This window comes from Peribacillus sp. YIM B13482 (genome assembly GCF_042787975.1).
Lineage (GTDB): Bacteria > Bacillota > Bacilli > Bacillales > DSM-1321 > Peribacillus > Peribacillus simplex_A.
In genome coordinates, this window is record NZ_JBHZPF010000001.1 from 1 (window position 1) to 20,397 (window position 20,397).

Genomic DNA, 20,397 nt, shown 5'->3' on the forward strand with positions numbered 1-20,397 from the left:
CTGTTCAATACAGAGATCATCTTCTAGAGATAGCCTAACCTTTTTTTAAAATTGTCCTTTACATAGGGTACAGTTTAAAATGAATTTGGGCACCCTCTTTTTTTCTGCCTTTTACCTTTTACCCCTTCTTTTCATCGCCCAATGTACCACCGCACCAGCTCCGCCTAAAACAATGAGGATCGGCAAGTTTCCTATTATAAAAACAATGATCCCAGAGCCCGCTTTAAGTAATAGATTCGCACTTGTTGCAAGTTGTTTCTTCGTTCTCTCCCATGTATCCAGTTTTGCATTATCAATACCCGGTACCACGATCCGTTCCTGTGATAACGTGATTGTAACCGTCGAATATGAGGTCTGGTTTTCAAGATACTTCATTTGACCGGTCAGCTGCTCGATTTCTTCTTGAACCGCGGCAAGATCGGATGATATTTTCAGCAAATCTTCCGTCTTCTTAGCGTCCTGCATGAATGCAAGTAACCTCTCTTCCACAGCCCGCTTTGACTTCAGTCTTGCTTTTAAATCTACATATTGCTCCGTTACATCCTGGCCTGTCACGTTCCTTCCGACCACTTCTGAAGCCTGCCCCTCGGTAACGACAAGAAAGTCCTGAAAACGAGCTTCCGGAATCCTGACTGTGATCGTACCTTCTACCCTCTCTTCATCTTCCCTGTATACATTGGACTCTACAATATAGCCGCCGTATTCGTTCGCCTTCCTTTCAATCTTCATTTGTGTTTTTTCTAGATTTTTTACTTTCAACTGAAGCTGTGCTTGGTGGATGACCATCCTATCATTTGTTGCCGCCTCTTTTTCCGCCTTCTTATCAGAAGCCTGTTCCCCTGATAAAGAGAAGTCCATTTTACTTTCCGCTTTTTCTTCCTGTGACTTCGGTAAGGATTCTTCTTTATCATTACTACTACATGCCCCCAGGAAAAGAAACAAGCCGAAAATTAGTATCACTTTTTTTCGATTCATCGGTATTCCTCCTTCTCTTAACATTACCGACGAATAATTTGGAAGAAAGTTACACTTTCGGATAAAAGGTGGCGTTACAAAACATCCAAATTATGTATAAATATGGATGGCATATCGACTATAGAGAATTAGCTAAAAGTGGATTAGTTCCGGTTGTCCGAGGCTCAAATGAAGATGTATTGACCCACAAGAAATTCTAAAGAATTTTGAAAGCCTAGATGTATCAACACTTTCTAAAAGGCAAGAGTTTATTCTAACAATACAAAGGCAACAATAAGAATTATAATCAGCGATGGGAAGTCCGGATATAGTGGAAAATTTCAAAATTAGCACTCGACAATTTGCAATAATAGTTATTCTATTTTCTGTAGGTACGACCATCTTGGTGATTCCAATGAGGTCATTAGCTAACTTCTTTATATAAATAATCTGGACTATCAGCCATGAAAATTCACGGACGAGCTAAGATTCTTTTTATTTTTATGATTTTCCACTAAATGTTCACTATTTGAAGTAAATTCTGTTTCCAAATACAGGGTTTGCTCTCTTTTTTCACTATCCGGCTGCATGCATTGTTCATTTTTTTAACAGTCCAAGTTTATCGTGTTAACGAATGAATTGTTCAATGTCTTCGCTATTATCATGCCTATTTTCCAATTTTTAATACTTTTCTACAAAAAAGGTGTTTATATGTCTACGTCTATGTCATTAATAGAAAAAAGAGCGTCCCTTTGTATTTTGGAACGCTCTCTTTTATAGTTTCACGAGTAAACTCTCTTAACTCACCGGTAAATCCTAATTAATTATTGATATTGGTAATCCTGCCTTCAATTTCTGCCGTGATTTTTCCGCCTTTGAAGGTTTCTTTCACGTAGTTAACGAAAGCTTCTAGATCAGCATGTCCAAACACACGCTCTTTTCCTTTCAGGACGGTATAGTTATCACCGCCGCTTGCCATGAAATCATTGACGGCCACTGTGTACGTTGCGGCATCCTTGATTGATGTCCCATCCGCTTTCTTCAATAAAGTGACACGCTCAGTGACAGGTTTACTGAAATCGGCTGTATAGCTCAGTCCAGATATTTGCAAAGTCTTCGGAGCTCCTTCAACGATCCATTGCTGTTGAAGCAGCGTTTTCACTTCGGCTCCAGTCAGTTCCAGCTTAACCAATACGTTACCGAAAGGCTGGATTTTCGCTAAATCGGAAAAGGTGACTTCTCCCTTTGGAATATCAGCACGAATTCCACCTGGATTCATGAAAGCAAAATCGGAATTCAAATCTGCTTTCATCGAATCGGCGATTAAATTCCCAAGTCCAGTTTCCTGTGTATAGGCATTGGTTCTTAAAATTTTCTCATCCGTTGTCCCAAGCGGGGCCTTTAACTCGGGGAACATGTCTAAATAGTCGTTAATGAATTTCGTCGTCCCGGCATCCGGTGTGATGCCCTCTTGTGTAACCGTAACAATTTCAGCTGACTTTTTGACAATATCCTTAGTGTTTGGATCGATTTCCAAATCCACATCTTCAAAAGCCGTTCCATAAGAGTAAGCTTGTACAATCAATTTATCATCCACATAGTTGTTGACCTTTGCATGATTATCTCCGGCTAAGATCACATCTACTTCATCATCCACGGCATTAGCAAGATCAGCCACTTCGCCTGTGATGACCCCTTCCTTTTCCGTGCCTGGGTCATGTGAGATGACCACAATCGATTTGACGCCTTTATCTTTCAACTCTTTAACCGCCTTATTTACGGCAGGTGCCTGTTCAATGAATTCCACATTCTTAATGCCATCCGGACTTACTTTTTGAGGTGTGGCATTCGTGACTACACCTATGAACCCAATATCAACCCCGCCGACCTTTTTTATGACGTAAGGGTCCAAAATCGGTTTTTTCGTGTCTTTATATACGACATTGACTACTACATATGGAAAGTTCAATTTATCGAATACCACATCGGATGTTGGCGACTTTCCGCCATTGATTTGAGCCATCAGGGTTTCTACCCCTTTGTCGAATTCATGGTTCCCGACAGTTCCGACATCGAACTTCATATTATTCAAAAACTGAAGCGTCGGTTTGTCCTGGATCAATGAAGAAACGGGAGCACTTGCCCCAACAGCATCCCCTGCCGAAAGTAAAAGTGTATTTTCAGGGTTTTCAGCTTTACGCTGCTTCAAGTGCGCAGCTAAATAATCAGCACGCCCTTGTTTGATACCGCCAAAATCAGAAGTGGTATCCAGCTGGCCGTGAAGATCATTGATCCCGAGCAATTGCACTTTAACGTTCTCTTTCCCCAAATTAAATTTGTAAATGCCAAATCCTTTATCATCGGTTTTGCCTGTATAGGAAATCGGGCTTTCTTCATTTAAATATTCCGCACCCTTTGGTGATGAGGTGAAAGTCACGTTCACCTTGCCTGAAATCGGCGCAATCGACCAGTTATTATCAGCGGTTGGATTGATCTCACCCTCTTGTGTAATGTAATCCATCAAGATCTGGCGATTTTCATCCGCAGAGTCAACTACGTATTCGCTGCCCTTGATTCCCGAGAAGTTTCCTCCGCCCGAAGCACGGTAATTATTCGTCACCACGATGAAGTCTTGATTCGGGTCCACTGGCTTGCCATTATATTTCAAATTTGCAATCCTGCTTGAATCCGAAACTTTTATCCCTTTTTCATCATAGCGCGAAGCCTTAGTGACATCGATTTGATACGTAACGCCGTCAATCACATCAAAATTATAGACGGCAAACTTTCCATTAAGCAATTCCTGTTCCTCAGACTTGGCAGGATCAATTTTATTATATTTCCCGGCAGACATCTCAAGCCATTCTTTAACAACGGACCCTTTGATCTTGATTGCCTTCAAGGTATTATCGTATAAATATAAATCGCCGGCGCTGCGAATGGTCAGTCCGCCTTCTTTGATTTCGGTGAATTCTTCGACTCCATTGCGACCCGCTTTGAAAGGAGCTCCTACAGAGAGAATGGGCAGGTCTTTGTATTCTGGGCGGTTGTTCTGGATGTATTTTTCCACATACCATTTCTGTGCGCTTGTCACGACCTGTACGGAAGGATCATCTTGCACAAGGGCGAAATAACTATGAATTGGAGCTGTAGTCGTTCCAATCGGCGTGTTAACATACTTGATCGTTCCTTCGTGATCCTTTTTAACGGCTTTGACGACAGATGCATCTTCAACTGCTTTTTTTCCTGTTTCTTTATCGTTGATTGCCCGTGTTGACGAATCAGAATGAACGACTTTCCATTTTCCCTGGATATTCTGGATATCAAGATCAATGATCCCCAGATTACTGCCGCCATATCCTGCTTGAACGGCTGGTATACCATTAATGGTTCCCTTTTTATTATCCACGCCTTTAAGGATTTTTCCTTGGCTATCTTTAAATAGACTGTCTAAAGACGCCTCATCTTGTGCCGGAAAGACTTTATGCGTATGGGAGAACGTGATGGCATCTATGCCGGATACCTTGCTTAATGAATAGATGACATCCTCGGTATTCTTGGTATCGCCATTAAACCCGGAATGTGTGAGCGCCACAATGACATCTGCACCCTTTTTCTTCATTTCAGGTACATATTTATTTGCAGTCGTGACGATTTCTTTTGTAATGACCTTACCATCAAGATTCGCTTTATCCCAATCCATGATTTGCGGAGGGGCGAATCCAATGTAGCCAATTTTCACTGATTTTTCATTTCCATTTATATCCATTATTTTCTTCGTGACGATTTTATATGGAGCATATTTGTTTTTATCATTCTTTGGATTATTGTCTTTATCCTTTTTATAAACATTGGCATTGACATAAGGGAAATTCGCATCGTTGATGGCCTCGTCCAAATAAGATAAACCATAATTGAATTCATGATTGCCGAATGTAGCCACATCATAGTCAAGCAAGTTCATCGCTTTATAGACGGGGTGGACTTCACCTTTTTTCAGTGGCGCTATTTTCGCTTTGTACGTACCTAGGGGGGTCCCTTGAATAAGGTCGCCGTTATCCACTAAAACACTATTCTTCACTTCTTTTCGTGCCTGTTTGATTAAAGATGCCGTGCGAGAAAAGCCGACGGAGTCTGATACGGCATCCTTATAATAATCATAGCTTACTAGATTAGTGTGTATATCTGTCGTTTCCATGATCCTAAGTTCAAATGGCGCATCTGAAACGGAGGTTGCCAGGCTGTTGCCGAAGTTACTCGTATTACCGTTATACTTGGCGACAACCGATACTTTAACCCAGTAACCCGGTTTGTACGAATTGAAGTAGGCGGAGAACTTTTGGGCCGATTTAATATCCGCCTCAACGGCTGACTGTGAAATGACCTTCGTCCCATTCATTAACTGGAAGACAACGGTTTCATTTCCTTTGTTCCCTTTTTTCGGCGTGACCTTCACAGTCGCTTTGGTGCCATTTGTGTAATGAACAGCAGGAGCTGAAATGATAAATGGTTTAGTAGCGACCGGTTTCTTATTTGCCTCTTTGGCAGATGTCCCGACTGGTACGGTAAATGGGGCAGTAATCAAACTTACAGCAAGTATCGGGGCGAGCATCCTTTTAACATGCATCTTGTACGACATACTTCACAACCCTTCTATTTTTGTAAAATGCTAGAATAATATAACATGATTTTGTCGAAAGCTGTTTAGTTTTACCTTAATATTAAGAATTTTTAATAATCGGTCCTATTTAACCATTTTCATTCATTGACATGAATCATTTTTCCTTTATATATTTAAAATCATTACAGAATCCCATGGAATCCTTGGGAAGAAAGTTGCTTTTTGAGACTCGGCCATACATGAGCAAGCCTGCTTACATCGTATGGAATCTCAATGTCCTCCCTCTTTCTCAGACGCTCTCTACTTCACCGTAATCCCCTTTTTGAAAACAAAAAAACTGGTAAAGCGCATTACCAGTTTTAAAAATATAGACATCTATAAAGCCCTATCTATTAAACTGGCTGATACAGGTTTAATCCCCATCTCCCTCGACCAGATGGACAACTGGCCTATATGATGTATTTCGTGGGCTATCAGATGGTCCAATATCCTGCCTTTTTCGTAAGTCCCCTCCATCCAAGATGGCTGAATCATTTCATTTTCCACATTAAACGAATCCGAGTTCAAATAGTACATGACCTCAGAATGATAATGCTTAGATAAATCTTCTACTTTCTGGATTGTATTATAGGCGTCTAGATCAATCCCGACATCCGGCTTCCCCTGAATGGCCCGGATCCAGCTGCATTCAACATCGATAATATGAGCGAGTGTCCTCAAAATATTGCCCATCCCGCCCGTGCGCTGCCGTTTAAGTTCCGCACACGATACGGACCGGCACCATTTGAACCACTCATTTCTGACCTGCCAGTTGTAAGTGAATAATGTCAGCATTCCTATCCCCCTAACACTCTTTTTCGTTAATATCCCTTTTAGCGCTGCAGCCCTTTATATTGATAATAATCCTGTCTTTGAATCGTTTTGAATCCACAAGATTCATAGAGTCTTAAAGCATGCTCATTAGTCGCCTCGACTTCGAGAAAAATATCATATCCAAGCTGGCATTGTTCAGCTACCACCTTTTTCAATACCTTTCTGCCAAGTCCTTTTCCCTGGTATTCCGGTAAAATGGAAAATCCATAAATCCATGCTTCCCTACCTGACTGATCAACACGAATTTTACCGACAGGACAGCCATCCTTTTCAATCATCATGGTTTTCAGGGTATCCTCGTGCAGGATGCGCTGATAATAATCCCTCGCCTCTTTTTCCGTAAATCGGAAACACTGAATATCCAGCTGAATTTCCGTTTCCTCATCCTCTCTCCGTGAAGGGCGAACGACTGCATCCTCATAATCATCAAGCTCCGTTCCAGACCATTTCATTTGAAACTCAGAAAAAGCGAACTCACATGGCAGCTGTTTCAAAAACCCTGTCCCTGAATGTGATTGAGCAGGCGAGTTCAAGATGATCGACTTATAGTCGCGCTCCATGGCACTCCTTATAGCGTCGTCCAACAGCTTTGTAAAAATTCCTTGCCTCCGAAATTCAGGATGTACCATCCCACACATCTCCAATTTACTTCCAAAATCGTAAAGACCAAGAAAACCAACAAGTTTTAATCCATCATAGTGAAGAAAATCATTCTTATTCACACCATTTCGACTGCGAAGTGTCTCCCAGTTCAGCTTTAATGTAAAATCTTCCCGCTCACATTCCTGCTGTAGAATCCGAATATCTTCTAGCTGTTTTTCATTCAAAATTCCCACCCCTTTTCCATACTATCAGTTTATTACCAAAAAAAAATAAAAGCAGCATCCTTTTACATGGATGCCACATACTTTCCATAAGTTTTCTACAAATGTTGTTTTTTTAAAAGTATTTTCACTTTAATCCATAAAACTAAGATCGTATGAGGGGAGGATTTCCTATCTAATTCCATTGACGGATGAATTATTGTAGTAAAATGATTCCAATTGACGATTATTTTTTACCCATTTTGTGCTATATTCCAAATAATGGTCTGCGATTTTTTTATTTGACTTTAAAGGAGGGATTCATTGGTGAAATAGTACCTATTTCTTTATACCCGAATTCCGGACCCTTTTTAGAATAGAATCCGAAATTCGGTTTTTACTACCTAGCACATTACGTCCTGAGGTTATCGTTTCGTTTTATGAGCGGACTTTTTTAAGTTCTCTACGTCCGTTGTCAGTTCTTTTAATTGTTTACCGAAGCGGAAGAGCAAAAACATAGAAACGACGAATGGATAGCCAAATTCGCTAACTAATGACACCCACACAGTAGCATCCTCAATCATCATCCTCTTCACCCCTTTTCATGTATCTGATATCTAAAGTGAAACTTGTTTAAAAAAATCAATCTAGCACTATTGGTTTATGGATAAAGGAACAAATGTTCCTATATAATTGATTTATTCCCCTTGTCTATCACTTTATTAAATAAAGGAGGGATAGCAATGAACCAGTTAACTTCTCATTTTTTTTCTCATTCATTGGAGTTTCTGCAACAACAGTACTCATCTTTCTTTGAACAACCGATCATTCAAGTATTTTTACAGAACCCAGAGCATTTAAAGATTTTTACCGAAACTCTTGATTCCCCTTCTTCACATAACATTTGTCATCTCAACGAGACCTTCAAAATTTTCTATTACCGGGCTAAAGTATACAAATACATGTGCTCCTTGATTTACTTTTTCTCCGTTGATTTTGATAAAAGGGCACGGAAGCAGCGGGAACGCTATCGAATGGTACTTGATGCGACACCAAAGGATACTTTCGGAATGATCGATCGAATCGGCACTTTGGACGTTCAACTTGAAAAGATGGGGGAAACGAATGAGCTCTCTTCACACATAAGTGATGAAGAGATGATAAAAGCCTTGAAGAAGTTAACAGCCAAACAAAGTCTAGTACTGACCATGATCTTTTCCTATGGCCTATCCAACAAGGAAATAGCTGCCTATTTTCATGAATCTCCCCAGAATATCTCAAGCATTCGTAAACAAGCTCTCAAAAAACTTCGAAAGCACTATATGGATGAGGTATATAATAGAAAGGAGAAAAGCCATTGTGGATAAAAAACTATCAAAAGAAGAATTGATGAATCTAATCGATTCTTTGAATCCTAAAATAAAAAAATCTTTAAAAAACACCAACTATCAAGACCGGAATGATCTGGAACAAGAGATTAAACTCAAGATCATTGAGTCATATGAAAAAATCGTTTCAATCGAGGCCCCTAATTTTGAGGAGTTCCTTGCAGAATTCCTGACTAAGCAAAAACAATGAAAAAGTACCAAGTCCAGCATGCATGCTGGACTTGGTACTTTTTTGCTGAATATCAGTATAATGGATTCAATGTCAGCTTATCACCTTTTGGATCATCCAATACCGTTTTGTGATAAGTACCTTCTGCCCAATCATCAAGCTGATCGTGGTACCACTCGCTTTTTACGTTACCTGATTGCCCAGGCCCAACGAGGTGATATCCCTTATTCATGTCGGATAGGTCAATGACAAATCTCCAGGAGCCACCATGATTAACGGTTCCGTTATCTAAAAATGCCGCTGCCTGTACGGTTACACTGCTACCGCCGACCGGCAATCCGCCGCCGCTGTTAAATAAATAATTTAACGGGGCGACACTTCGTAACGGATGGTTGAACCTTACCTGATGATAGTCTCCCCATTCCCAATCAGCTATATCGTCACCTTGTGATTCTTCCAGTTCCATTAACGTCTCCTGTAACGACTTGGCGAGTACCTGCTCCAGTCCGCCTGCCTCTTCAATCCAAGGACCCGGCTTACCGCCCAATGCCCGCCTTAGTAGTTCATCAACGGCCGAACGCCTTCCATTAAAGAGGTTGAGCGTTTCTTCCGGTATTTCTTCTGTAAGCAAAACTTCCCCTATTTTTTTCATCCATACATTAAAAATCATCGGTGCTGCTTCATCAACGGAATCAATATGATTCCATTTCTCCAGAATCCTTAGTGCCTTGTCTTCCTGTATTCCCGATGGACCTTTCAGTACCTCTATAAATTGAGGGACAAACTCCTTAGCCTGCAGATTCATCTGATCCATCTGCAAGCTTTGCATATCTTCTGCAGTAAGCTTTTTATTCGCTTTTAAAAACTCCTGTATCCTCATCTGACGGTACGGCTGTGCCCAGTTATTGCTGATATGGTAAGGATAATCATCTGAGATGACTTTATTATTCGCTGTCGAAATGAATCCCTCTTCCGGATTGACCGTTTTTGGAAGTTCATCAAATGGAATGTAGCCTTTCCACTCATATTCATCCGTCCAGCCAGGTACAGGCAGCATACTATCGCCTTTTTTACGGATAGGGATTTTCCCATTCGCCTTAAAGGCAATGGTCCCATCGACTGAGGCAAAGACGAAATTCTGTGCCGGCGTTTCGAATTTCAAAAGGGCCTTTTCGAAGTCTTTCCAGTTTTCCGCTTTATTCATATTAAGTACCGCTTCAAGCTCTGCGGATGGATCAAGTGCCGTCCACCTTAATGCAAGGACTGTGTCTTTTCCGCTTTTCCCGGCAAAGTCGGAGACAACCGGTCCATGACGGGTAACCGTCACTTTATAGTCAAGTGTCTTACCATCCTTAACCTTGATCGGTTCGTTTAAGATGTGAGCTTTGTCCCATTTATCTTTGAAGGCGAATTCTTTCTCGTTTTCCGGGTGTCTCTTCTCAATATACAGATCCTGGACATCCGGGCCTGTATTCGTCACACCCCAAGCGACCTTTTCGTTATGACCGAGAATGATACCCGGAATCCCGGCAAAAATAACACCGCTCACATTGACTGTCGGGGCCTCCAAATGCATTTGGTACCAAACGGACGGTGTAGCTAACCCCAGATGGGGATCATCCGCCAATAACGGCTGCCCGGAATCCGTTTTCTTGCCAGATACGACCCAGTTGTTGCTGCCGTTGAATTCATTAGGAACAACGGCCCCGACGAAGCTTTTTTCAATATCCAGTTCTTCCTTGCTGATGATATATGGTGCGCCCTCTGGATAATCCGGGAATAGATCATACGCTTTTTCCTTTGGGAAGGTTTGCAGCAAATACTGTCTAAACGCCTGATCTTCCCAGTTCCCGCCTAAATCAAAGGCCATATACTTACCGATGGTGAGCGAATCGACGGGTGTCCACGGTTCTGGTTCGTATCCAAGTAAAGTGAACTCGGTCGGCCATTTCCCATTCTCCTTCAATTCATCGATATATAAATTTACCCCTTCTGCAAACACATCCAAGGCTTCTTTACCGTCGCTTGTATATACTGCATAAGACGCTTCAGCTGCCCGCCTTAGCCCAAGTGTGCGGAAATATTTATCATTTTTGACGGTTTTCTCACCAATCACTTCACTCAATCTTCCTGACGCCTGACGCCTGCTTAAATCCATTTGAAATAAACGGTCCTGTGCTTGGATATACCCTTGGGCTAAATATAAATCATGTTCATTCGCTGCGTTGATATGCGGGACCCCGCTGGAATCCCTCACAACTGTTACTTGTTTCAAAAGGCCTGGAAGCGAAATTTCCCCCTTTGTTTCCGGCAAGGACCTTGAAAGAAATACATTTGCTGCAATCAAGACAGACAGCAAAAGTAAAATAAGGATTGCAAGACTCCATAGCACCCGCTTTTTCCACTTCCGTTTTGGTTTTTGCTGAGGTACGGCAACTTCCATCGATTCATCTCACTCCCCCCTTAAAACTCTCTTACTATCTACTTAAGATATTCCGCGTCCCCACCCACCTTTCCTACCAACTTCCTAACATTCCCTCTGTTTATTTCCGGAAGGGAGAAAGGTGCAAGGACGGTTGTTCCCGCTCAAGGTCGGATCTTCCGCTAAAGGTCGAATTGTTACGGCTCAAGGACGGATTATTCCGCACAAGGACGAATTGTTCCCACTCAAGGTCGGATTATTCTGCGCAAGGACGAATTGTTTCCGCGAAATTCGATAAACATTGTCAAATACAAAAACACCGATACAATGTATCGATGTTCAGGGGATGTTAGCTATTAGCAATTATGTATTCAATCACCTTATCTGGATCATCCGTATAAAAAAGGGCCTTATCGAAGTCATGGGCTGCCTTCGCCTCAGCTTCCATGTATTCAACCGGGGATAGGAAACCAAAGAGCCTCTTCCATTTATGATTTTTCTCCAGAAGTTTTCTTTCCCTTTTTATATCCTCTGGTATGAATTTATTAATGATATAACATGGGTCAGAAAATGCATCAGCATTAAAACGCTCGTTCAAGGTTTGCAATTTTTCCCGATCCCACTCCACCCTTATTAAGTCAGATATGACCGACACATTTTGGACTGATTCAAGGATGCGTTTCGACAAAACATCATATTCTTCATCCTCTAACCCATTATCCGTCATGATCCCCACACAATACCATTTTTCATTCGGATCAAGTTCTTCATTTTTCTTGAAAAACACTCTTCATCCACCTTCCTTTCGGGCTTTACATGTCCTATCTCTTTTTCTTGTATGCTTTTCCGTATTCACGTTTTTCCCATTCATTATCTAAATGAATAAAGCAACATGTCCGTATTCACGCCATTTCACTATATCATGGAGATATATCCATATGACGAAAAATGAAGAAAGCTGCTGGTAAGGTTGCCACCATTCACCAAACTTCTTGCATTTAGGAAACTTCATGACATACAAAAAAAGATACCCTGAAGAGGATACCTCCATCATACTGGCTGAAGGGCCAGCCCTCTTTGTTTAAGCAGATATTCCAGTGCCTGCCTGAACGATAGAAAAGGTTTTACCTGATTAGACAAATCAAGTTTGACAATCTCTTTCACCACATCAGGAGCAAAACCGACAAACATCGTTTCCGTTCCCATCAACGCCAGTGCCCCACTAATTGATCCAGCAGTGTGAGCATATTGCTTTCCTTCGTAAAGGTAATGCCGGAGAAATCCATAATCAATACTTCCGCATGCAGGTCTGCACATTTTTGCAGTACCGTCGATTGCATCGACTCCATTCTCCAATCATCAATGCGCCCGATCAATGGTAAGAGCAGCACATCCTTTAAAACGGTCTGAACAATCGGAGTGGACAATTCTTCCATGACTTCCTGGTTTTCTTTTATTTTCTGCAAAGAATCGTTTGCCGCTTTTGCCATTTCTTTATAATGATTCACATAACTTATGCTCACACAGTGTATGAATTGATCCAGTATTGCATCAATTATCGAGCTTGCCTTTAGCAAAATTTCAATGGAGTAGTAGCGGTTGCTTACTTCTTCTTCAATGAAACTCCAGAAAAGGTTACGCACCAGCTGAGCTTCCTCAATATTTTTATTTAAAGGGATTCCCATGTCCACGACGAGTGGGCCCTCTTCTTCAAACAACTCGATATGCTCCACTAAGATATGTTTGAATTTTTCGATTTTTTCACCGATCATTCTTAATTCTTCCATGTAGACCTCCCACACAGGGCTTTTATCACATTTTATCAAATAGTTAATGGTAAAGGATATAAAATCCTTCTATTACCAAAATGATAATAGACGTTTACCCTTCTCTTAATAAGGGTATTATGATATATGACCTGGAGGGATTATCATGAAAAAGGATCAAAAAGACTTTGAATCTGAAAACATGAGCGATTTAGTCGAACTCATAAACAGTAAAAATAACAGCCGCAGAATCCTCGATGTACTACGGCGTAATAAAAAGGATAAAAATAAAAACAAAGATAAAAAGTGAAAAAGCCCATTCCAATATGGTCTGGGTTTTTAAATGGGATAAAATAAAAGAGCTGAGTTTGTTTTTTGAGCAAACTCAGCTATACCTGCCACTATCTTTTTCTTCGAATTTCCTTCACATGGTTTCCTTCCGTGGTAATATAAACTGTTTCATCGATTTTGTATGTTAAATAACGGTCACAATCGATTTCCAACGTTTTCCCATTGTTGAATTTCATTGCGCAATTGGATCCCTCTTCGGTTTCCGTCACATCAATGACTTCGTTCGTCTTAAAACCGACTGCCTTGCCATCGGAGAAATGTGGATAGTATTTTTCAACAATCTCCACCTTTTCCAATCTGCCCGGACTTGTTAAGTATACAACGAATAATATAATTAAAACGGCTATTAACCCAATGAGAATTACTGCTTTTCGTTTCACTCTATCTATTACCCTCTTCTCTTATCAATCTTTTATTCAATATCATTTTTCACTAGATTATATTCAGGATTCCGGAAAATCATGATAGAAAAGAACATTTTATTTAACGATTTTCACTTTTTCAACCATCATGACACAAACGGCAGCAAGGATGATTAGGATGGATACAGCCGAGATGACCCCTCCCCAACCGAACTTCATCAGGAATAAACCTCCTGATGCTCCTACTACACTTGACCCCGCATAGTAAAACAGGAGATATAAAGCGGATGCTTGTGCCTTTTCACTTTTATCAGCTAACGATCCGACCCAGGTGCTCGCAATTGAATGAGCTCCAAAAAAGCCAAATGTAAACAGGGCAAGCCCGATTATCTTCAACAAAAGTGGATCCAATAAGGTTAAAAGGGCCCCCAGCAGCATGATTGCGATTCCGGAAAGAAGAACAAGCCTCCGACTATATTGATCGGCAAGCTTCCCCATCCATGTAGAACTAAATGTCCCCACTAGATAAATAATGAAAATGAAGCCGATCAATGTCTGTGATAAATGATATGGCGGTCCCATTAATGGTATACCCACAAAGTTATAAACGGTAACGAACGAGCCCATTAATAGGAAGGCCATCCCGAATAAAAGTACTAGTCTGCTATTCCAAAAGTTATTAATAAGGGAGGTTTTAATTCTCGACAATGATACTTTTTTACGGACAGCATGCTGCGAATGTGGAAGCATCAACCAAAAAGCCAGACTGATGATCAAACTTAAAGCCCCAAGGCTGCCAATCGCTATGTTCCATGAGAAATGGTCGGTCAGCACTCCGACAATCAGCCTGCCTGCCAATCCGCCGATACTCGAACCACTCACATAGATTCCCATCACATAGCCCAGGCTTTTCGGATCGAATTCTTCATTGATATAGGCCATCGCAATTGCCGGGAAACCTGCAAGCACCGCTCCTTGAATCGCCCGTATTGCAATAAGGATGTATAGGTCATCCTGGATGAAGCTGACGCATATGGATAACAACGCAGACAGAGTGAGCGCTGTCCCCATTATTTTTTTCCTATCGATATTTTCTGAGAAAAAGGAAACAAGCAATAAACAGATGGCAAGCGTTCCTGTTGCGAAAGATAATGTAAGACTTGCCATTGCAGGAGAGACTCCGAATTGCTTTGCGAAAACCGGAATGACCGGTTGGGTACTATACAGATCCGCAAACGTTACAAAGCTACCAAGAAATAAAGCCAAGATTGTTTTCCTGAATGATTTACCAGCAGGCTCGATATAATTCACTTTTGTTCAGACCCTTCACTATTAAACTTCCCCCCTATGTTAATACGAACTTCCTGAGTTGTCTATTTCGCCACTTATGGCCAAACGGAAAATCAAGTTCCAGCAATTTACAAAAAAACCCTTCACTGCATGCAGTGAAGGGTTTTTCATTAATATGAACGTTTATCATCCCGCTCACTTTTTTTAAGCAGCCAGTACACAGGCATACCTATAAAGAGGATGATCATCGAGTACAGGGCATTTAAAGGTGTTTGGATTAATGTGCTTACAACAATATATATTGCACCAGCAATGGCCACAATGGGAATGAATGGGTAAAACGGTACTTTATATGTTTTTGCATCCGGATCTTTCTTGCGTAAGATGAAGACCGCGAAGAAGGCTAATCCATAAAAACAGAAGACAGAGAATACGGCCATATTGGTAAGTTTGTCAGGGTCTGCTACAACCATCATTATGATGGCAATGATCACTTGTAATATCGTAGCATTTATGGGCGTTTTAAACTTGGGAGATATTTTCCCGATTTGTTTATGGCCAGGCATCATTTTATCAGTCGCCATCGCCAAGGTTATACGCGGAAAGGTCAGAAGCTTTCCGTTCAAACATCCGAAGATTGAAATCGCTATTCCGATTGATATCAATTTCCCGCCCAATTCACCAAATAGATGCGTTGCCGCAACATTCGCTGCATTCGTACCATGAGCTATGATTCCCTCTGCTCCCAAAACATGAAGCATGGCAAGGTTCACAGCCAAGTAAGCGACCATGACCACGACTAATCCTGTTATGATTGCTCTCGGCAACGTTTTCTGTGGATTTTTCATTTCCCCTGCCATGAAGCCGACATTCATCCAGCCATCATACGCCCAGAGGGTAGCCAAAATCGCACCGGCCATACTGATTTTCATTGAACTTTCACTACTGATATTGAATACAGGCATATTACCTTGTGCGATACCGAACACCGCTATGAATATGATGGGGATCAATTTAGCAACAGTCGATAATGTTTGTATTATACCGCCGTATTTTGTCCCCAGCAGATTCATGCCTGCTATAAATACGATCGTAAGAATGCCTATTGCCAAAGTGTAATCTGAAGCGATATTAAATATTCCTGCGACTAATAACCCGAAGTATAAACTGAGTGCGCCCATGACTGCAGGTCCATATACCAATGTCTGAACCCAGCCGCATAGGAATCCCCATGCTTTTCCGTACACTTCTTCCATATAGACATATAAGCCCCCAGTTTTAGGAATCCGAGTACTCACTTCCGCAATCGTCAATCCGCTTGCAAGGGTAATCAGGCCACCTATCAGCCAAGCTAATAAGGCCATGGTTGAATTACCACTTAACTCAAGCACGTCACCAGGTCTCATGAAAATACCAGAACCGATAACTGTACCAACTACAATAGATGTTCCAATCCAAAAGCCAATCGTTTTTTTCAATTGGTCATTCCCCATGATGTCCTCCCCAGGTGTACACATGTACTTGTTTTATACTAAAATTATATCATATAAATTATATGGAAATAACTTATTCAATAATTTGAATAGTCCAATAAGGTTCCGGACACGTTGGTATTACTGTGCTTGGCTAGCTTTATTACAATTATATTTTTTTTACTAATTATGTCTGGAACTGCAACAAAAACCGAATATTCTCTGTAGAAAAAACGTTTTATAGAAATTTAACTCGATAATAACGAATTAAATATCACAAAAGGAAAGTATCATTCGTTATATATACAGTCTGAGATACCCGGTTTTTTCTCGGACACAAAAAAACCACTCCGAATCAACGGGGTGGTTCCACTCCTCTTTCAAGCTTCAATTCGTATTACCAAATAATGAATAAAAGCACAACCGCCAAGACAATCCGGTAGATGGCAAAAGGAGTCAATTTAACTTTATTGATTAAAATCAAGAAAAAGCGGATACAGAATAACGCAAAGATGAATGCGCTGATGAAACCTGCGATAATGAATGGCAGAACTTCAGGTGTGATGTAATCCCAATATTTAACTATCTTTAAAAGACTGGCACCCGCCATGATCGGCACCGCCATGATGAATGTGAAATCGGAAGCAGCCCGATAGCTCATTCCTAATAGCACACCACCGGAAATCGTTGAACCTGAACGTGAGAATCCCGGCCATAGGGCCAAACATTGAATTAAACCTACACCCAAAGCTTGTTTATAAGTGATTTGGTCAACCGTTTCTGTGGTCAGCTTTGGACGGAATTTATCAGCCGCAATCATTAAAAATGCGCCCAAGATTAATCCAACGATAACCGTCTTCATGGTAAATAAATTTTCATCGATATAATCTTCGAACAATAGACCTAATACAGTAGCTGGTAACAATCCGACGATGATCTGCAAGAGGTTAAGCTTTTGGCCCTTCACAGCAGATGGGTCTTTCATTTTCCTTAAACCAAGCAAGTCCATGAATCGCCCCCAGAAGAGCACGACTACAGCGAGTATCGAACCAAGCTGGATAACCACCTTGAACACATTGGCTATTTCACTCCCGAAAAGTTCGTTCGATTTCAGCCATAAATCATCAACGATAATCATGTGCCCTGTAGACGATACAGGAGCAAATTCAGTTAATCCTTCAACAAGACCAAGGACAACAGCAACAAAAATTTCCCACATATTCATTTTTTTCACCTCATAATTCGTACACCTGTTATGGAAATACCATATGTATTTTACTCGTTGTTTAAAATATTGTCTATTAAACATTGCTGAAACAATTTAGGGATACATGTATGATAGGGTTCAAAATAAAGTTTAAAGGGGAAGTGATGAATTTGCAAAACATATTGATTTTCGCCCATAGAGGGTCCAAAGGGACGCATCCTGAAAATACCATGGCTGCATTTCAAGAGGCGGCAGAAATCGGTGCCGAGGGGATCGAGTTCGATGTCCACCTCAGTTCTGATGGGGAATTGGTCATCATCCATGACGAAACGCTTGATCGAACGACCAACCTTACTGGTTATGTAAAAGATCATTCGTCACAAGAGCTGAAGACGGCTGATGCCGGGGGCAAATTCTCCAAGGAATTTCTTGGGGAGCGGATTCCTTTTTTAATGGACGTTTTCGACTGGGCTAAGGGAAATGCTTTATTGATGAATATCGAAATCAAAACGGATAAACTCGCTTACGAAGGGATCGAACAGAAGATCATTGATTTAATTCGTCAATATCAAATGGAAAATCGGGTGATCCTATCTTCCTTCAACCATCAATCAATTGAAAAAGTGAAGATGCTTGCCCCAGAACTTGAACGTGCATTATTGTTCGAAGGACTTCCTGAAAACTTCGAAGAAATCTTACGCAATAAAAAAGAATCAGGTTTTCATCCTGATAAAAACAGCCTGACTCCAGCAGTTAATGAAAAAGCGAAAAAACTTGGATACAAAATCCGCCCTTGGGTCGCCAATGATGAAGCGGACATCGTCAAGCTCGCAGAGATGGATGTCGACGTTATCATGACCGATTTCCCTGAAAAGGCAATCAAGATTTTAAAGGCTTGGCAGTCACATGGCTGAATAATGCGAAAGAGAAGGAGCGATGCCCCTTCTCTTTCAAATCCATATTTATTCAGTTATTAACGAGAAAAGTTTGATCCGCCTAATTGTTGTTCAGCCATTTGAACTAAACGTTTTGTGATTTCCCCACCAACAGATCCGTTAGCGCGAGAAGTAGTGTCTGCACCTAAGTTTACACCAAATTCACTAGCGATTTCATTCTTCATTTGTTCTAGGGCTTGCTCTGCACCAGCTACTACTAGTTGATTGCTGTTATTGTTGTTTGCCATGTGTTTTCACCTCCTACTAATATTAATTAGCATTTTTAGCTTAAATTATTATTGCCAATTTATTGAATATTTTTCTTTACGATTCCTTCAATCCAAAGCTCTTTATCATGAATTTCTTTTTCTGTTCATAAACTGTTAGGAAACTTTCAGTAGGAGGGAAAAGATTTGCAAATACATGTGGTTAGGCCAGGCCAGACGTTATATGGCATCGCCCAGACGTACAGCGTAACTGTTGATAGGCTCGTGGAAACAAATAAGATTCCTAACCCAACTAATCTTGTTACTGGGCAGGCCCTTGTCATTCCAATTGTCGGCAGCTATTATTTCGTTCAACCCGGTGATAGTCTTTTTTCCATTTCCCAAAAGGTTGATGTCCCTTTTCAAGAATTGGCAAAAATAAATGGCATTTCCGAAAATCAAAACTTATCCGTTGGATACCGTCTCTATATTCCAGCACGTAAGAAAAGGACCGCCGAATTCAACGGGTATGTCGAGCCGAGGGGTACAACGGTTGCACCGGCCCTTGAAACGGCTGCAAGGGAAGCTGGGCCCTATTTAACCTATTTGGCCCCATTCAGCTTCCAGGCGCTTCGTGACGGCTCCTTAAAAGAGCCATTGCTCAATGAATTCCCTGCCATCGCCAGGGAAAATAAAAATGTCTTGATGATGGTGATCACGAATCAGGAAAAAGACCAATTCAGCGATGAGCTCGGGCAAATCATCTTGACGAACACTTCCGTTCAAAATAAGTTCCTGAACAATATCGTTTCAACTGCAAAGAAATATGGATTCCGGGATATCCACTTTGACTTTGAGTTTTTAAGGCCGTCTGATAAAGAAGCTTATAATCAATTTCTCCGAAAAGCCAAGGAACGTTTCAAGAAAGAAGGATGGTTCATTTCTACGGCACTTGCCCCCAAAACAAGTGCCGAACAAAAAGGCCGTTGGTATGAGGCTCATGACTATAAAGCACATGGCGAAATCGTCGACTTCGTTATCATCATGACTTATGAATGGGGGTATAGCGGGGGACCGGCAATGGCTGTATCGCCAATTGGACCTGTTCGGGATGTGCTCGAATATGCCGTCACTGAAATTCCTTCCAACAAAATCCTGATGGGGCAAAATCTATATGGCTATGATTGGACCCTGCCTTTTGTACAGGGATCCACTGCCAAGGCTGTAAGTCCGCAGCAGGCCATCCAGATTGCAGCTGCCAATAATGTTGCCATCGAGTATGATGAAACCGCACAGGCCCCGCACTTCAATTATACGGATATTGAGGATAGGCAGCATGAGGTGTGGTTTGAAGATGCCAGATCCATTCAGGCAAAATTCGATTTAATCAAGGAATTGAATCTAAGGGGGATGAGTTATTGGAAGCTCGGCCTAGCCTTCCCTCAAAACTGGCTGCTCATCAGTGATAACTTCAACGTACGCAGAAGGGTCTAAGAACAGATTGAGCCTATTTATCAAACTTTTGGAATACCGAAGCGCAAACGGACATATAATCCATCATCGAGCATGAAGTCCAGT

At 41.3% G+C, this 20,397-nt stretch carries 19 protein-coding genes; 5 read left to right on the plus strand and 14 right to left on the minus strand.

What is annotated here, in order from left to right:
- Positions 1-111: 111 nt before the first annotated feature.
- The 5 genes from ACFX4L_RS00005 to ACFX4L_RS00025 all read right to left on the minus strand — a co-directional run bounded on the left by ACFX4L_RS00005 (position 112) and on the right by ACFX4L_RS00025 (position 7,838).
- Positions 112-975, minus strand: a complete 864-nt coding sequence (locus tag ACFX4L_RS00005; RefSeq protein WP_377385260.1) for a DUF4349 domain-containing protein — start codon at positions 973-975, stop codon at positions 112-114.
- Positions 976-1,774: 799 nt separating this feature from the next.
- Positions 1,775-5,593 carry a bifunctional 2',3'-cyclic-nucleotide 2'-phosphodiesterase/3'-nucleotidase gene (locus ACFX4L_RS00010; protein ID WP_377403455.1) on the minus strand — a complete coding sequence of 1,273 codons (3,819 nt, stop codon included), beginning with the start codon at positions 5,591-5,593 and terminating at the stop codon, positions 1,775-1,777.
- 357 nt (positions 5,594-5,950) lie between these two features.
- Entirely contained in the window at positions 5,951-6,409 is a 459-nt protein-coding gene (locus ACFX4L_RS00015; RefSeq protein WP_377385256.1) for a DinB family protein, read from the minus strand.
- 38 nt (positions 6,410-6,447) lie between these two features.
- Positions 6,448-7,284 carry a GNAT family N-acetyltransferase gene (locus ACFX4L_RS00020; RefSeq protein WP_377385254.1) on the minus strand — a complete coding sequence of 279 codons (837 nt, stop codon included), beginning with the start codon at positions 7,282-7,284 and terminating at the stop codon, positions 6,448-6,450.
- 392 nt (positions 7,285-7,676) lie between these two features.
- Positions 7,677-7,838, minus strand: coding sequence for a YvrJ family protein (locus ACFX4L_RS00025; protein WP_081092540.1), 162 nt, complete (start codon positions 7,836-7,838; stop codon positions 7,677-7,679).
- Between the two features lie 156 nt (positions 7,839-7,994).
- Between ACFX4L_RS00025 and ACFX4L_RS00030 the strand changes: the two genes are divergently transcribed.
- Together ACFX4L_RS00030 and ACFX4L_RS00035 are read left to right on the plus strand one after the other, a co-directional pair.
- Positions 7,995-8,618: a sigma-70 family RNA polymerase sigma factor gene (locus tag ACFX4L_RS00030; protein ID WP_061465403.1), complete on the plus strand. Its 624-nt coding sequence runs from the start codon at positions 7,995-7,997 to the stop codon at positions 8,616-8,618.
- Positions 8,611-8,829 carry a hypothetical protein gene (locus ACFX4L_RS00035; RefSeq protein ID WP_089361833.1) on the plus strand — a complete coding sequence of 73 codons (219 nt, stop codon included), beginning with the start codon at positions 8,611-8,613 and terminating at the stop codon, positions 8,827-8,829. The genes ACFX4L_RS00030 and ACFX4L_RS00035 overlap by 8 nt, the downstream gene beginning before the upstream one ends.
- Positions 8,830-8,881: 52 nt before the next feature.
- Here ACFX4L_RS00035 and ACFX4L_RS00040 read toward each other — a convergent pair whose 3' ends face one another.
- From ACFX4L_RS00040 to ACFX4L_RS00055, 4 genes are all read right to left on the minus strand, one after another.
- Positions 8,882-11,251 carry a penicillin acylase family protein gene (locus ACFX4L_RS00040; protein ID WP_377403458.1) on the minus strand — a complete coding sequence of 790 codons (2,370 nt, stop codon included), beginning with the start codon at positions 11,249-11,251 and terminating at the stop codon, positions 8,882-8,884.
- Positions 11,252-11,579: 328 nt separating this feature from the next.
- A complete protein-coding gene (locus ACFX4L_RS00045) occupies positions 11,580-12,017 on the minus strand; it encodes a hypothetical protein (RefSeq protein ID WP_377385249.1) in 438 nt (145 codons plus the stop codon).
- Positions 12,018-12,280: 263 nt separating this feature from the next.
- Positions 12,281-12,439 carry a hypothetical protein gene (locus ACFX4L_RS00050; protein WP_377403461.1) on the minus strand — a complete coding sequence of 53 codons (159 nt, stop codon included), beginning with the start codon at positions 12,437-12,439 and terminating at the stop codon, positions 12,281-12,283.
- Positions 12,436-13,017, minus strand: coding sequence for an STAS domain-containing protein (locus ACFX4L_RS00055; protein WP_377403464.1), 582 nt, complete (start codon positions 13,015-13,017; stop codon positions 12,436-12,438). Before ACFX4L_RS00055 ends, ACFX4L_RS00050 begins: the two co-directional genes overlap by 4 nt.
- Positions 13,018-13,162: 145 nt before the next feature.
- Here ACFX4L_RS00055 and ACFX4L_RS00060 point away from each other — a divergent pair, with 145 nt between their 5' ends.
- Positions 13,163-13,306, plus strand: a complete 144-nt coding sequence (locus ACFX4L_RS00060; RefSeq protein WP_176431797.1) for a hypothetical protein — start codon at positions 13,163-13,165, stop codon at positions 13,304-13,306.
- A 91-nt stretch (positions 13,307-13,397) separates the two neighbouring features.
- Here ACFX4L_RS00060 and ACFX4L_RS00065 read toward each other — a convergent pair whose 3' ends face one another.
- From ACFX4L_RS00065 to ACFX4L_RS00080, 4 genes are all read right to left on the minus strand, one after another.
- Positions 13,398-13,727: a hypothetical protein gene (locus ACFX4L_RS00065; protein ID WP_061465409.1), complete on the minus strand. Its 330-nt coding sequence runs from the start codon at positions 13,725-13,727 to the stop codon at positions 13,398-13,400.
- A gap of 99 nt (positions 13,728-13,826) precedes the next feature.
- Positions 13,827-15,020 carry an MFS transporter gene (locus ACFX4L_RS00070; RefSeq protein WP_377403466.1) on the minus strand — a complete coding sequence of 398 codons (1,194 nt, stop codon included), beginning with the start codon at positions 15,018-15,020 and terminating at the stop codon, positions 13,827-13,829.
- A 149-nt stretch (positions 15,021-15,169) separates the two neighbouring features.
- On the minus strand, positions 15,170-16,492 hold the full coding sequence (locus ACFX4L_RS00075; RefSeq protein WP_377385243.1) for an APC family permease: 1,323 nt from the start codon (positions 16,490-16,492) through the stop codon (positions 15,170-15,172).
- Between the two features lie 376 nt (positions 16,493-16,868).
- Positions 16,869-17,696, minus strand: coding sequence for an undecaprenyl-diphosphate phosphatase (locus ACFX4L_RS00080; protein WP_318685963.1), 828 nt, complete (start codon positions 17,694-17,696; stop codon positions 16,869-16,871).
- A gap of 146 nt (positions 17,697-17,842) precedes the next feature.
- Between ACFX4L_RS00080 and ACFX4L_RS00085 the strand changes: the two genes are divergently transcribed.
- Entirely contained in the window at positions 17,843-18,592 is a 750-nt protein-coding gene (locus ACFX4L_RS00085; RefSeq protein WP_377403469.1) for a glycerophosphodiester phosphodiesterase, read from the plus strand.
- A 59-nt stretch (positions 18,593-18,651) separates the two neighbouring features.
- Here ACFX4L_RS00085 and ACFX4L_RS00090 read toward each other — a convergent pair whose 3' ends face one another.
- A complete protein-coding gene (locus ACFX4L_RS00090) occupies positions 18,652-18,861 on the minus strand; it encodes an alpha/beta-type small acid-soluble spore protein (RefSeq protein WP_061465414.1) in 210 nt (69 codons plus the stop codon).
- 165 nt (positions 18,862-19,026) lie between these two features.
- On the opposite strand from ACFX4L_RS00090, the gene ACFX4L_RS00095 reads away from it, so the two are divergent.
- On the plus strand, positions 19,027-20,313 hold the full coding sequence (locus ACFX4L_RS00095; protein WP_377403472.1) for a glycosyl hydrolase family 18 protein: 1,287 nt from the start codon (positions 19,027-19,029) through the stop codon (positions 20,311-20,313).
- The last annotated feature ends 84 nt before the right edge of the window (positions 20,314-20,397 follow it).

Bases quoted from the DNA above. Each gene is read 5' to 3' on its own strand.
- ACFX4L_RS00005 (WP_377385260.1), bottom strand. From the start codon at position 975: ATGAATCGAAAAAAAGTGATACTAATTTTCGGCTTGTTTCTTTTCCTG.
- ACFX4L_RS00010 (WP_377403455.1), bottom strand. From the start codon at position 5,593: ATGTCGTACAAGATGCATGTTAAAAGGATGCTCGCCCCGATACTTGCT.
- ACFX4L_RS00015 (WP_377385256.1), bottom strand. From the start codon at position 6,409: ATGCTGACATTATTCACTTACAACTGGCAGGTCAGAAATGAGTGGTTC.
- ACFX4L_RS00025 (WP_081092540.1), bottom strand. From the start codon at position 7,838: ATGATGATTGAGGATGCTACTGTGTGGGTGTCATTAGTTAGCGAATTT.
- ACFX4L_RS00030 (WP_061465403.1), top strand. From the start codon at position 7,995: ATGAACCAGTTAACTTCTCATTTTTTTTCTCATTCATTGGAGTTTCTG.
- ACFX4L_RS00040 (WP_377403458.1), bottom strand. From the start codon at position 11,251: ATGGAAGTTGCCGTACCTCAGCAAAAACCAAAACGGAAGTGGAAAAAG.
- ACFX4L_RS00055 (WP_377403464.1), bottom strand. From the start codon at position 13,017: ATGGAAGAATTAAGAATGATCGGTGAAAAAATCGAAAAATTCAAACAT.
- ACFX4L_RS00060 (WP_176431797.1), top strand. From the start codon at position 13,163: ATGAAAAAGGATCAAAAAGACTTTGAATCTGAAAACATGAGCGATTTA.
- ACFX4L_RS00075 (WP_377385243.1), bottom strand. From the start codon at position 16,492: ATGGGGAATGACCAATTGAAAAAAACGATTGGCTTTTGGATTGGAACA.
- ACFX4L_RS00080 (WP_318685963.1), bottom strand. From the start codon at position 17,696: ATGAATATGTGGGAAATTTTTGTTGCTGTTGTCCTTGGTCTTGTTGAA.
- ACFX4L_RS00085 (WP_377403469.1), top strand. From the start codon at position 17,843: ATGAATTTGCAAAACATATTGATTTTCGCCCATAGAGGGTCCAAAGGG.
- ACFX4L_RS00090 (WP_061465414.1), bottom strand. From the start codon at position 18,861: ATGGCAAACAACAATAACAGCAATCAACTAGTAGTAGCTGGTGCAGAG.